8 protein-coding genes are annotated in these 13676 nt (G+C 60.9%); 3 read left to right on the forward strand and 5 right to left on the reverse strand.

Going from position 1 to position 13676, the window contains the following annotated elements:
- Positions 1-14: 14 nt before the first annotated feature.
- The 5 genes from ACKZ62_RS16565 to tpx all read right to left on the reverse strand — a co-directional run bounded on the left by ACKZ62_RS16565 (position 15) and on the right by tpx (position 9706).
- A complete protein-coding gene (locus ACKZ62_RS16565; RefSeq protein ID WP_032886861.1) occupies positions 15-1478 on the reverse strand; it encodes an efflux transporter outer membrane subunit in 1464 nt (487 codons plus the stop codon).
- Entirely contained in the window at positions 1475-4582 is a 3108-nt protein-coding gene (locus ACKZ62_RS16570; protein WP_447095538.1) for an efflux RND transporter permease subunit, read from the reverse strand. The genes ACKZ62_RS16565 and ACKZ62_RS16570 overlap by 4 nt, the downstream gene beginning before the upstream one ends.
- Positions 4579-7680: an MdtB/MuxB family multidrug efflux RND transporter permease subunit gene (locus ACKZ62_RS16575; protein WP_032886863.1), complete on the reverse strand. Its 3102-nt coding sequence runs from the start codon at positions 7678-7680 to the stop codon at positions 4579-4581. Before ACKZ62_RS16575 ends, ACKZ62_RS16570 begins: the two co-directional genes overlap by 4 nt.
- A complete protein-coding gene (locus ACKZ62_RS16580; protein ID WP_032886865.1) occupies positions 7677-8975 on the reverse strand; it encodes an MdtA/MuxA family multidrug efflux RND transporter periplasmic adaptor subunit in 1299 nt (432 codons plus the stop codon). The genes ACKZ62_RS16575 and ACKZ62_RS16580 overlap by 4 nt, the downstream gene beginning before the upstream one ends.
- A gap of 230 nt (positions 8976-9205) precedes the next feature.
- Positions 9206-9706 (reverse strand): thiol peroxidase, encoded by a 501-nt coding sequence (tpx, locus tag ACKZ62_RS16585; protein ID WP_095185866.1) that lies wholly within the window; start codon positions 9704-9706, stop codon positions 9206-9208.
- A gap of 158 nt (positions 9707-9864) precedes the next feature.
- Between tpx and ACKZ62_RS16590 the strand changes: the two genes are divergently transcribed.
- From ACKZ62_RS16590 to ACKZ62_RS16600, 3 genes are all read left to right on the forward strand, one after another.
- Positions 9865-11154, forward strand: a complete 1290-nt coding sequence (locus ACKZ62_RS16590; protein ID WP_447095539.1) for a glycosyltransferase — start codon at positions 9865-9867, stop codon at positions 11152-11154.
- Positions 11155-11227: 73 nt separating this feature from the next.
- Complete coding sequence (locus ACKZ62_RS16595; protein ID WP_099602877.1) at positions 11228-12133, forward strand: AraC family transcriptional regulator; 906 nt, start codon at positions 11228-11230, stop codon at positions 12131-12133.
- 217 nt (positions 12134-12350) lie between these two features.
- Positions 12351-13634 (forward strand): ABC transporter substrate-binding protein, encoded by a 1284-nt coding sequence (locus ACKZ62_RS16600; RefSeq protein WP_371260725.1) that lies wholly within the window; start codon positions 12351-12353, stop codon positions 13632-13634.
- The last annotated feature ends 42 nt before the right edge of the window (positions 13635-13676 follow it).

The raw sequence follows: 13676 nt of genomic DNA on the forward strand, positions 1-13676 counted from the left end.
ATTCCCCCTCACGCCTACTCGGCTATTGACGTCTGCCCATCCCAACCGCCCCCCAACGCGGCAATCAGTTGCACGCTGGCTACCAACCGGCTCTGCAGCAGCGTTAACACCGTGCGTTCATTGCTGAGTGCGGTCGCCTGTACCGTCACCACATCCAGGTAGGCAATCAACCCCGCCTTGTACTGGTTCTGAGTCAAGCGCAGGGATTCGCGCGCCGCTTCCAGCGCTTCGTTACTGACCACCGCCTCGTCTTCCAGCACCTTGAGTTGCACCATGTAGTTTTCCACTTCACGGAAGCCGTCGAGCACCGTCTGGCGATACTTGGCCACGGTTTCGTCGTAGGACGCCACAGTGCGGTCGACTTCCGCCGAGCGCTGGCCGCCGTCGAACAAGGTCATGGCCAGCTTCGGGCCCACTGACCAGAAGCGGTTTGGCAGGCTGATCCAGTCAGCGTACGTGCTACTGGAATAACCACCGGCCAGGCTCAGGCTCAAGTCCGGGTAGTAGGCGGCCTTGGCCACGCCAATATTGGCGTTGGCAGCGATCACCGAGCGCTCGGCCGAGGCGATGTCCGGGCGGCGCTCCAGTAACTGCGACGGCAGGCTCACCGGAATCTGTGGCAGTGCCGGGATGTCCTTGCTCACGGCCAGGTTGAAGTTGGCCGGCGCTTCACCGATCAACACCGCAATGGCGTTTTCCAGCTGCGCACGCTGCCAGATCAGGTCGATCAGACTCGCCTGGGTGCTCTTGAGCTGGGTTTGCGCCTGGGCCACCGCATCTTTGCCGGAGACACCAGCGCGGTATTGGTTTTCGGTCATTTGCAGGGAGCGCTGGTAAGTGTCCAGCGTGGCTTGCAGCAAGCGGGTCTGTTCGTCCATTACGCGCAATTGCAGGTAGCTCTGCACCAGCTCCGATTGCTGGCTCAAGCGCATGGCCGCCAAGTCCGCAGAGCTGGCTTCGGCGCTGGCTTCATTGGCTTCCAGACCACGGCGCAATTTGCCCCAGATGTCGGCTTCCCAGCTCACGCCCAATTGCGCGTTGAGGGTGTCGCGGATACCACTGCTGGAACTGCTGAGGCTTGCGCTGCTGCTGCCGGTGCCCTGGCTGGCGCGGGTTTTACCGGCGCTCAGGTCGACAGTCGGGTAAAACGCCCCGCGCGAACTGCGCACCAGAGCCTGGGCCTGGCGAAAACGCGCCTCGGCCTGTGCCACCGTCTGGTTAGCCGTATTCAGGCGCACCACCAGGTCGTTGAGCTGGCGGTCGCCGTACAACTCCCACCAAGCGCCACGGGCCAAGGAATCACTCGGCGTGGCCTGACGCCAGCCCTGGGCCTCCTTGAATTGCACGGGTTCGATAACATCCGGGCGCTTGTAGTCCGGGCCGACGGCGCAGGCGCTGAGCAATACGCCGCAAAGCACCAGGCTCGCGACACGGGAACCGCGGGTCATGGCCAATTTGGCAAAGGTTGAATCGGTCATAGCGCAGTGTCCAGGGCAGCATCGGTACGCACGCCGCGCCATTTATTGAAACGATGGCGCGCGCGGTCGAGATAAAGGTAAACCACCGGGGTGGTGTAAAGGGTCAGGACCTGGCTGAAGACCAGGCCGCCAATGATGGTCAGGCCCAGGGGGCGACGCATTTCGGCGCCGTCGCCGGCGCCGAGCAGCAAGGGCAAGGCACCGAGGATGGCCGCCAGCGTGGTCATCAGGATCGGCCGCAGACGCAACAGGCAAGCGCTGCGAATCGACTCCAAGGGGCCCAAGCCGTCGTTACGCTCCAGTTGCAGGGCCAGATCGATCATCAGGATTGCGTTTTTCTTCACCACGCCGATCAGCAGGAACAGCCCCAGCAAGGAGATCAGGCTGAACTCGCCCCCTGTCAGGTAGATCGCGAGCATGGCGCCGACGCCGGCCGACGGCAGGGTCGAGAGGATCGTCAGCGGGTGAATGTAGCTCTCATACAGAATGCCCAACACCAGGTACACCGCCACGAGCGCGCCGAGGATCATGAACGGCTGGCCTTTCTGGGTGGCTGCGAAGGCATCGGCAGTGCCGGCCATCTTGGCGATCACGTCCTCGGGCAAACCGACCTTGGCAATCGCCCGTTCGATGGCGGCCGTGCCCTGCTCCACCGTCACCCCTTCGGCCATGTCGAAGGCGATGTTTTCCGAGGCGAACTGGCCTTCGTGACTGACCCGGTCATCGGCCAGGCTGTTCTCGTAATGGGCAATGGTCGACAACGGCACCCGTGCGCCATCGGCAGTAATCACCTGCATCTGGTTGAGGGTGATCGGGTCCTGGGCGTATTTGGGGTTGACCTCCATGACCACCTGATACTGGTTAAGGCTGTCATAGATCGTAGAAATCTGCCGTTGGCTGTAGGCGTTGTTCAACACCCCGGTGACCATGTCCATGTCGATGCCCAGGCGCTTGGCCTGGTCGCGGTCGACTATCAGCGTGACCTGGGCTGCGCCCCGGCCTTCACGGGCGTCGATGGCGGTGAGTTGCGGCAGTTCACGCAACGCAGCGACGACTTTCGGGTACCACAGGCGCAATGCGGCCAGATCACCGCTTTGCAGGATGTAGGAGTACTGCGCGCTGGTCTGGTCGCGGCTGCCGCCAAATTGCAGGTCTTGGTCAGCCATCAGGAACAGGCGCCCGCCCGGCACCAGCGGCACGTCCTTGCGCAGGCGCTCAATCACCGCCTGGGCAGAAATCTTGCGTTCGCTGATCGGCTTGAGGCGTACCAGCATTACCGCGTTGTTGGTGCCGTTGTTGCCGCCGATAAAGCCCGCCACGCTGAGCACCGCCGGGTCCTTGAGCACCGCCTTGCGGAAAGTCTCCATCTTCGGCTGCATCACGCTGAACGACAGCCCGTCATCGCCGCGCACAAAGCCGATTAACTGGCCGGTGTCCTGCTGGGGCATAAAGGTTTTTGGCACCACCACGTACAACGCCACGTTCATGCCGATGGTCAGCAACAAGCTGAGCAAGGTCAGGCGTCGATGGCGCAGTACCCAGTCCAGACTGGTGGCATAACCGGCGACCATCCGGTCGTTGATCCTCTGGCTCCAACGCTGCAAACCGGTCATCCGGTCTTTGACGTGGGGCTTGAGCCAGCGAGCGCAGAGCATTGGGGTCAAGGTCAGCGAGACAATCAACGACACAATGATCGCTGCGGACAAGGTGATGGAAAACTCGCGGAACAGGTTGGTGACAATCCCGCCCATAAACAGAATGGACAAGAACACCGCCACCAGCGACACGTTCATCGACAGCAAGGTAAAGCCGACTTCCTGGGCGCCCAAGTACGCCGCCTTCATGGGCGGCACGCCATCGTCGATATGCCGGGAAATGTTCTCCAGCACCACAATGGCATCGTCCACCACCAGGCCGGTGGCCAGGATCAACGCCATCAGCGAAAAGTTGTTCAGCGAGAACCCGTACAAGTACATCACCGCGAAAGTGCCCACCAGCGACACCGGCACCGCCAGGGTCGGGATCAGCGAGGCGCGGAAGTTACCGAGGAACAGGTAAACCACCAGAATCACCAGCCCCACGGCAATCAGCAGGGTCATCTCGGCTTCGTGCAAGGTGGCGGTGATGACCGGCGAGCGGTCCATGGCCAGGCTGAGCTTGACGCTGGACGGCAGCACCGCCTGCAACGCTGGCAGTTGAGCCTTGATCTGTCGGACGGTCTCGATGATGTTGGCGCCGGACTGGCGGTTGATCACCAACAGCACCGCCGGCTCGTTGTTGAAGAAGCCGCTGTTGTAGCGGTCTTCAACGCCGTCGCTAATCTTCGCCACATCCGACAGGCGCAAGGCCGCGCCATTCTGGTAGCGAATCAGCAGCGGCTCGTAGTCCTTGGCTTTTTCCAACTGGTCATTGGCCTGGATCTGCCAGTTGCGCTCGCTGTCTTCCAGCGACCCCTTGGGCCGCCGCTGGTTGGCGTTGGCAATGGTGTTGCGCACATCGTCCAGAGCCACGCCGTACTGGTCGAGGGCCTTGGGCTCCAGCTCGATGCGCACCGCTGGCAGGGAACTGCCGCCGATCTGCACTTCGCCCACACCCGGCACTTGGGACAGGCTTTGGGACAGGATGGTCGAGGCCAGGTCGTAGAGCTGGCCCTTTTGCAACACGTCCGAGGTCAGCGACAGCACCATGATCGGCGCCTGGGACGGGTTGATTTTCTTGTAGGTGGGCATGCTGCGCATGCCGCTGGGCAGCAGGTTGCGTGACGCGTTGATCGCCGCCTGCACTTCACGCGCCGCGCCGTTGATATCACGGTCGGAGTCAAACGCCAGGATCACTCGGGTAGAGCCCTGGCTCGACGAACTGCTCATGGTGGTGATGCCGGCAATCGCGCCAAAGGAGCGCTCCAGCGGCGTGGCCACCGTGGACGCCATCACCTCGGGGCTGGCACCCGGCAAGCTGGCCGAGACCACGATCACCGGGAAGTCGATCTGCGGCAGCGGCGAGACCGGCAACAGGTTAAAGCTCACCCCGCCCAACAGCATGATCGCCAGGCTCAGCAGCAGGGTCGCTACCGGTCGGCGGATGAAAGGTCCGGACAGGTTCATGACTCAACCGGCTCCAGGCTTTGCGGTTCTTTGCGCCAGCGACGACCCAGGCGATCGAAATACAGGTAGATCACCGGTGTGGTGAACAGCGTCAACACCTGGCTCACCAGCAGGCCGCCGACCATCACCAAACCCAGCGGCTGGCGCAATTCAGCACCGGAGCCGGTGGCCAGCATCAGCGGAACCGCACCGAACAGCGCGGCCAGGGTGGTCATCAGGATTGGCCGGAAGCGCAACAGCGCGGCCTGGTAGATCGCGGTCTGCGGGTCGAGACCCTGGTTGCGTTCGGCGTCGAGGGCGAAGTCGATCATCATGATCGCGTTCTTTTTCACGATACCGATCAGCAGGATGATGCCGATGATCGCGATCATGCCCAGGTCATTACCACTGAGCAGCAGGGCCAGCAATGCCCCCACCGCCGCCGAAGGCAAGGTCGACAGGATGGTGATCGGGTGGATATAGCTCTCGTAGAGCACGCCGAGCACGATGTACATGGTGACCACCGCCGCCAGGATCAGCAGCAAGGTGCTCGACAGCGAGGCTTCGAACGCCTGGGCTGCGCCCTGGAACTGGGTCTGCACGCCCACGGGCATGCCGATGTCTTTCTGCGCCTGGTTGATCAGCTCCACGCCCTTGCCCAGCGCCACGCCGGGAGCCAGGTTGAACGACATCATCACGGCCGGAAACTGGCCGATATGGGCAATGGCCAACTGCGCCTGACGCTGTTCCACACGGGCCAGGCTCGACAGCCGCACTTGGCCGCCGTCGGTGGTTTTCACATGGATCTGGTTCAGTGCATCCGGGCCGAGGGTCTCGCCGGACTGGGCCTGCAACACCACGCGATATTGGCTGGCCTGGGTGTAGATGGTGGAAATCTGGCGTTGGCCGAAGGCGTCGTACAGCGCGTCGGTGATGGTCGACACACTGACGCCCAGGCGCGAGGCCGCATCGCGGTCGATCACCAGGTACACCTGCAGGCCTTTGTCCTGCAGGTCGCTGGCGACGTCGGTAAGCTCCGGCAACTGGCCGAGGGCGTGCACCAGCTTGTCACTCCACAGCGCCAGCAACTCAGAGTCCGGGGAGGACATGCTGAATTGGTACTGGGTGCGGCTCACACGGTCTTCGATGGTCAGGTCCTGCACCGGCTGCATAAACAGGCGGATACCCACCAACTTGTCGATTTCCGGTTGCAGACGCGTGATTACCTGGGCTGCGCTCAAGTCGCGCTGGCCGTGGGCCTTGAGGTTGATCAGCAAGCGTCCGCTGTTGAGGGTCGCGTTATCGCCATCCACACCGATGTAGGACGACAGGCTTTCCACCGCCGGATCCGCCAGGATGATTTTGGCCAACGCCTGCTGGCGCTGACTCATGGCCGCAAAGGAAATCGACTGCGGCGCCTCGGAAATACCCTGGATCACCCCCGTGTCCTGCACCGGGAAAAAGCCCTTGGGCACCACCAGGTACAGCACCACGGTAAGACCCAACGTGGCGATGGCCACCAGCAGGGTCAGCGGCTGGTGCTTGAGCACCCACTGCAACTTGCGCCCGTAGGCTTCGATCATCCAGTCGATCCAGGCGCCACTGGCCTTGTAGAAGCGGCCCTGTTCTGCCTCTTTCGGCTCACGCTTGAGCAACCGCGCGCACATCATCGGCGTGAGGGTCAGGGACACCACCAGGGAAATCAGGATCGCCACCGCCAGGGTGATTGCAAATTCGCGGAACAGACGCCCCACCACATCGGCCATGAACAGCAGCGGAATCAGCACCGCGATCAGCGAAAGGGTCAGGGAAATCAGGGTGAAACCAATCTGCTTGGCGCCCTTGAGGGCGGCGGCCAGGGGGGTCTCGCCTTCTTCGATGTACCGGGAGATGTTCTCCAGCATCACGATGGCATCGTCCACCACAAACCCGGTGGCGATGGTCAAGGCCATCAGCGTGAGGTTGTTGATGGAGAACCCAGCCAGGTACATCACGCCGAAGGTGCCCACCAGAGACAACGGTACGGCGATGGACGGAATAATCGTGGCGCTGACGCGGCGCAGGAACAGGAAGGTCACCATCACCACCAGGGCAATGGCGATCAGCAATTCATGTTGTACGTCCTTGACCGAGGCGCGGATGGTCTGAGTGCGGTCGGTGAGGACGGTGACGTCGAGGCCTGCAGGCAGATTGTCGGTGATGCTCGGCAGCAACGCCTTGATGCGGTCCACCACCTCAATGACGTTGGCACCCGGCTGGCGCTGGATGTTCAGCAGCACCGCCTGGTTTTCATTGGCCCAAGCCGCGAGGCGCTCGTTTTCGGCGCCGTCGACGATCTGTGCCACATCTTTAAGGCGCAACGGCGCGCCATTGTTGTAGGCCAGGATCAGTTCGGCGTATTGCTGGGGCGAGACCAACTGGTCGTTGGCGTCAAGCATCGACACCCGGGTCGGGCCGTCGAAGTTACCCTTGGGTTGGTTGACGTTGGACGCCGCGATCAAGGTGCGCACATCCGACAAGTTCAGGCCATTAGCCGCCAGGGCTTCGGGGTTGACCTTGATACGCACGGCCTGACGCTGGCCACCAGCGATGCTGACCATGCCGACGCCACTGATCTGGGCAATTTTCTGCGCCATGCGCGTGTCGACCAAGTCATTGAGCTTGGGCAGCAACATGGTCTTGGAGCTGATAGCCAGGGTGAGCACCGGGGTATCCGCCGGGTTGACCTTGTTGTATACCGGCGGCGCCGGCAGGTCCTTGGGCAGCAAATTGGTGGCGGCGTTGATCGCGGCCTGCACCTGTTGCTCGGCGACATCCATATTAATGTCGAGGTTAAAACGCAGGGTCAGTACCGAAGCGCCGCCGGAACTGGTGGACGCCATCTGGGTCAAGCCGGGCATCTGCCCGAACTGGCGCTCAAGGGGCGCGGTAACCGCGCTGGTCATCACGTCGGGGCTGGCGCCGGGGTAGAGGGTCATCACCCGAATGGTCGGGTAATCCACCTGGGGCAAGGCCGAGACCGGCAGCAAGCGGTACGCGATGATGCCGGCCAGGACAATGGCCAGCATGCTCAACGTGGTGGCGACAGGGCGAAGGATAAACAGCCGCGACAGGTTCATGCGCCGACCTTTTGCGCCTTGCCAGCGTCAGCGCCGGTCTCCCCTTTCGCTGCCGGTTTGCCTTGCAGGTGCTCAGTCGGGGTGGTCGGGACTTCAGTGCTGTCGTTGACCACTTCGATTTCGCTGCCTTCCTTGAGGCGGTCGGTGCCTTCCAGCACCACACGGTCGCCAGCGACCAAGCCTTCCTTGATCACGGTGTTTTCACCGTCGGTATCACCGACCACAAGGGGCTGTACCTTGACCTTCTTGTCGCCATCAAGCTTGTAGACAAAGGTGCCAGCATTGCCGAACTGAATCGCCGCGGACGGCGCCAGCACCACGTTGTGCAGGGTGTCGGCCAGCAGGTGCACGTTGACGAACTGGTTGGGGAACAGCGCTTTGTCCTTGTTATCGAAACGCGCCTTGAATTTCAGAGTGCCGGTGGTGACGTCGATCTGGTTGTCCAGGCTCTGCAACACGCCGACGGCCTGCTGTTTCACGTCGCCACGGTCCCAGGCTTCCACGGGCAGTTTGTTGCCAGCGTGGTAACGGGCGAGCACGGTTTCCAGGGTGTTTTCCGGCAGGGTAAAGGCCACGCTGATCGGCTGGGTCTGGGTGATCACGGCCAGGGCGGTGGTGTCGTTGGCGGCCACCAGGTTGCCGACGTCGAGCTGGCGCAAGCCGACGCGACCAGCGATCGGCGCGCGGATCTTAGTGAATTCAAGGTTGAGCTTGGCGTCGTCGACCGCGCCCTGATTGGTCTTGACCGTGCCTTGGTATTGCAGGACCAGCGCTTCGGCGGTGTCCAGGGTCTGCTTGGCGATACTGTCCTGGGCATACAACCCACGATAGCGTTCCACATCGACCTGGGCATTTTTCAGCTGGGCCTGGTTCTGCATCAGCGTGCCCTGGGCCTGGAGCAAGGCGTTCTGGTAGCTGCGCGGGTCAATCTCGGCCAGCAGATCACCGGCCTTGACCATCTGCCCTTCTTCAAAGGCGATCTTCATCAATTCCCCGCCCACCCGGCTGCGTACATTAATGGTGTTGAGCGCAGTAACAGTGCCCAATGCCTTGTAGTACACCGGAAACTCTCCCAACACCGCCGGCGCCACGCGCACCGGTATCGGGCCCGTGGAACCGCCGAAACCAGGGCGTGCCATGCCGGTTTTGCTGGTGTGCCCGGCCGGTGCGTCTTTTTGGGCCGCGCCGCCGGGCCAGAATTTCCAGCACAGACCGGCGATAACCAGCAGCACAAGCAGGCCGAACAGCCAGCGACGGGAGTTGCGGGGGGAGGATTGCATGGAATGATCAACCATTGGGCGCGAGAGCTTCTTCTTTGGGAGGCTGAAAGATAAGCACTGGGGCGCATTAAGAAAAGCGCCTTTACCGGCTATTTACCTTGGGCTTACAACTTTTAACGTCTGGGTCTAGTCCGTCGGCTATTTGCCTAAACGTCTGAAGCACAAATGAAAACGGCCTGGACTAGGCCAGGCCGCAATCATGTATCACGCGTGTTACTGCAAAACGACAGCATCCACGCAAACAGTTACTTCAGAACAGCCAGAACGGCTTCGTAGTTTGGTTCTTCAGCGATTTCAGAAACCAGTTGGGTGTGCAGGACGTTGTTGTTTTCGTCCAGAACCACCACGGCGCGGGCGGTCAGGCCGCGCAGCGGGCCATCAGCGATTGCCACGCCAAAGTCCTGAGCGAAAGCAGGATCGCGGAAATCCGACAGGTTCTTCACGTTTTCCAGGCCTTCGGAGCCGCAGAAGCGTGCTTGGGCGAATGGCAGGTCGGTGGAGATGCACAGTACAACGGTGTTGTTCAGTTCGTTGGCCTGGGCGTTGAACTTGCGAACCGACGTCGCGCAAGTCGGGGTATCAACGCTTGGGAAGATGTTCAGCACTTTGCGCTTGCCGGCGAAGGTCGCCAGGGTGGCGTCCGACAGGTCGTTGGCAGTCAGGATGAAGTCTGGAGCCTGGGTGCCGACTTGCGGCAATTCGCCTTCAACCTTGACCGCGTTGCCTTTAAGGGTGACTTGAGCCATGAACAGAATCCTTATGCTGGGTTTAGTTAAACGAATTCGAGAGGCGGAAGTTAACCACAAAGTGCCGTGCCTACCTACCGCCAGACACAAATTGTCATGCCCACAGGTTGTGGTTTAATTGCGCGCTTTTCGCCTGCCTTTAAAGGAAACCGTCGTCGATGAATCCGCCTGCCACCAAAGTTCTGGTCATTGGTTATGTCTGGCCGGAGCCGCGTTCTTCGGCCGCTGGTGGGCATATGATGCAGATTCTTGAGACCTTTCTTACGCAAGGTTGGGACATTACCTTCAGCAGCCCTGCTGCACTCGGCGAGCACAAAGCCGACCTGCTCGCCCTGGGCATTGCCGAATGCGCCATCGAGCTCAATAACAGCAGTTTCGACGACTTTATCCGCGAGCTCGCTCCGGATATCGTGCTGTTCGACCGTTTCATGATGGAAGAGCAGTTCGGCTGGCGCGTGGAAAAGTGTTGCCCCGACGCATTGCGCGTGCTGGAAACCTGCGACCTGCAAAGCCTGCGCGACGCCCGCCAGCAACGGCTCAAGAACCACCTTAAGAGCCATCCCGACAGCGACGACTTCAGCGCTCTGTTTGCGCCCGCCCTGGAAGATGAGTTCCAACTGATGGCCGACACCGACGTGGCCAAGCGCGAGATCGCGGCGATTTACCGCTGTGACATCAACCTGATGATCTCCGACGTGGAAATGCGCCTGCTGACCGAGCAGTTCAAGGTGCCGGCCGCCCTGCTCCACTGGTGCCCGCTGATGCTGGAGCCCGTGACCGAAACCTTCGTCCCGTTTGACGACCGCGCGCATTTCCTCAGCATCGGCAACTTCCGCCACGCGCCCAATTGGGACGCTGTGCTGTGGATGAAGAACAGCCTGTGGCCGCTGATTCGACAACAATTACCCGGCGCGCAGCTGCATATCTATGGCGCTTACACCCCACCCAAGGCCACCGCCCTGCATAACCCGGCCCAGGGCTTTCATGTGATGAACTGGGCTGAAGATGCGCTACAGGTGATGAGCGCAGCACGCATCTGCCTGGCCCCCCTGCGCTTCGGCGCGGGCATCAAGGGCAAACTGGCGGACGCGATGCTGTGCGGTACGCCGAGCATCAGCACGCCGATCGGCGCCGAGGCCATGGGCGATGAGCAACCATGGCCCGGCATGATCGAAACCAGCGCGCCTGCCTTGGCCGCCGCTGCCGTGGCTTTGTACCAGGACCGCGAGCGCTGGACCCAGGCCCAGGAAGACGGCCGCCAGTTGATTGCCCGCCGCTATGACCAGAACGTCCACGGGCCTGCGCTGGTGGAATGCCTGGAGCACTGCCGTCGCCACCTCGCCGCCCATCGCCGCGACAACTTTACCGGCAGCATGCTGCGCCATCACGCCCACAAAAGTACCCAGTACATGTCCCAGTGGATCGAGGCAAAAAACCGCGTGCTGTAAACACCGGCGCTGGCAGGGTCGCGCACAAGGGGGCATTATTCGGGTCGCAACCAACAATAAAAGCGACGGCAGCATGACCCGAGCAGCGCGAATCACCGACCCTTCCTACGAGCTGATGGACGATCACAACGGTCTGTCCATCATCTATCGCCAGCATGGTTTCCCCTGTCCGCTGGTGCGCTGGCATTTCCACAAGGAATACGAACTGCACCTGATCGTCGCCAGCTCGGGCAAGGTGTTTATCGGCGACTACATCGGTAATTTCTACCCTGAAAGCCTCTTCCTCACCGGCCCCAACCTGCCCCATAACTGGATCAGCCAGGTGGAAGAAGACGAGGTGGTGCCCAAGCGCGACATGCTGGTGAACTTCACCGATGAATTACTGGAAAACGGCAGCCATATCTTCACCGAGCTGAAAACCCTCACCCCACTGCTGGAACGCGCCCAGTACGGCATCGAGTTTCGTTGCAGAAAGACCATTGCCCAAGCCATGACCCTGATGCAACGCATCGAGGACGCCCAGGGTATGGCGCGCCTGGGGCACTTCTTTATCTTGCTGGAAGTGTTGAGTACCTGTGAGGACTACCAACTGCTGTCCGGCGTGACCACGCCGCAACTGGCCGATGAACACAGCATCGACCGTACCAACCGGGCGGTGGATTACATCTTCGCTCACTACGCGCGGGAGTTGCCGCTAGAGGAAGTGGCGGAACACTTGGGCATGAAGCCCACGTATTTTTCCCGGGTGTTCAAGCAGGCCACCGGGCGCACATTTATCGAATTCGTCAACAGACTGCGCATCAGCAAGTCATGCGAGTTACTGGCAGATGGCGACAAGGCCGTCACCGATGTGTGCTTTGAGTCGGGTTTCAACAATATCTCCAACTTCAACCGACGTTTTCAGCAGCTTAAAGGCATGACCCCTTCCCACTACCGGCGCCTGGCGGTGCAACGGCTGACCGAGCAGAACCTGGCTTGAAGGTTTCAAAGGCTGTGTGACCGAGTGCAAAAAAGTATCAGTCCAAGTGCTCCCAAGGATTTGTCACAACCCCATTTGAAGGCTGTAATCAACGCACACTCTTCCTGACTCCTCGTAGGAAGACACAACAACAATAACTGTCCTTCTGTAGCCCCTGGGCGCGGAAATGGAGTGCGCGATGAAGTTCACAGCAAAAGCACTGCTTGTCTCCACCTGCATGACAACCTGCATGACCCTCAGCGCCGTCAGCTTTGGCGCGCAGACCCTGACCATTGCCACCGTCAACAACAGCGACATGATCCGCATGCAAAAGCTCTCGAAGACCTTCGAGGCCGAGCATCCAGAGATCAAGCTGAATTGGGTGGTGCTCGAAGAAAACGTGCTGCGCCAACGCCTGACCACCGACATCGCCACCCAAGGCGGACAGTTCGACGTGCTGACCATTGGCATGTACGAAGCCGCACTCTGGGGCGCCAAAGGCTGGCTGGAACCGATGAAGGATCTTCCGGCTTCCTACGACCTCGACGACGTTTTCCCTTCTGTGCGTGACGGTTTGTCCGTCAAAGGCTCGCTGTACGCCCTGCCGTTCTACGCTGAAAGCTCGATCACGTATTACCGCACCGACCTGTTCAAGGACGCCGGGCTGACCATGCCCGAGCATCCGACCTGGACCCAGATCGGCGAATTCGCGGCCAAACTCACCGACAAAACCAAAGAGCAATACGGCCTGTGCCTGCGCGGCAAAGCCGGTTGGGGTGAAAACATGGCGCTGATCACCACCCTGGCCAACGGCTATGGCGCGCGGTGGTTCGATGAAAAGTGGCAGCCTGAATTCAACGGCCCCGAATGGAAAGACGCGCTTAACTTTTACGTCGACAACATGAAGAAATCCGGCCCGCCGGGTGCGTCCAGCAACGGTTTCAACGAAAACCTGGCGCTGTTCAACAGCGGCAAGTGTGCAATTTGGGTCGACGCCAGCGTGGCCGGCTCGTTTGTCACCGACAAGTCCCAAAGCAAGGTGGCCGACAGCGTAGGCTTCACCTTCGCGCCCCACGAGAAGACCGACAAAGGCACTTCGTGGCTGTACTCCTGGTCCCTGGCGATCCCGACCAGCTCCAAGGCCAAGGACGCCGCCAAGGTGTTCACCAGTTGGGCAACCTCCAAGGAATATGGCGCATTGGTCGCCAAGACCGACGGCGTGGCCAACGTACCGCCTGGCACCCGCAAGTCGACCTACAGCGACGAGTACATGAAGGCTGCACCGTTCGCCAAGGTGACCCTGGAATCGCTGAAAGTCGCCGACCCGACCAAACCGACGCTCAAGCCGGTGCCGTATATCGGTATCCAGTTGGTGACCATTCCTGAGTTCCAGGCGATTGGTACCCAGGTCGGCAAGTTCTTCTCCGGTGCGCTGACCGGTCAGCAAACGGTCGATGCTGCACTGACCGCCGCGCAGACCACCACCGAGCGTGAAATGAAGCGGGCGGGTTACCCCAAATAACCCGGGTCTCACCACAGTCAAATGTGGGAGGGGGCTTGCTCC

It is taken from the genome of Pseudomonas sivasensis, from assembly GCF_052938085.1.

Coding starts and splice junctions, on each gene's coding strand:
- ACKZ62_RS16565 (WP_032886861.1), bottom strand. CDS start 1,478: ATGACCGATTCAACCTTTGCCAAATTGGCCATGACCCGCGGTTCCCGT.
- ACKZ62_RS16570 (WP_447095538.1), bottom strand. CDS start 4,582: ATGAACCTGTCCGGACCTTTCATCCGCCGACCGGTAGCGACCCTGCTG.
- ACKZ62_RS16575 (WP_032886863.1), bottom strand. CDS start 7,680: ATGAACCTGTCGCGGCTGTTTATCCTTCGCCCTGTCGCCACCACGTTG.
- ACKZ62_RS16580 (WP_032886865.1), bottom strand. CDS start 8,975: ATGGTTGATCATTCCATGCAATCCTCCCCCCGCAACTCCCGTCGCTGG.
- tpx (WP_095185866.1), bottom strand. CDS start 9,706: ATGGCTCAAGTCACCCTTAAAGGCAACGCGGTCAAGGTTGAAGGCGAA.
- ACKZ62_RS16590 (WP_447095539.1), top strand. CDS start 9,865: ATGAATCCGCCTGCCACCAAAGTTCTGGTCATTGGTTATGTCTGGCCG.
- ACKZ62_RS16595 (WP_099602877.1), top strand. CDS start 11,228: ATGACCCGAGCAGCGCGAATCACCGACCCTTCCTACGAGCTGATGGAC.
- ACKZ62_RS16600 (WP_371260725.1), top strand. CDS start 12,351: ATGACAACCTGCATGACCCTCAGCGCCGTCAGCTTTGGCGCGCAGACC.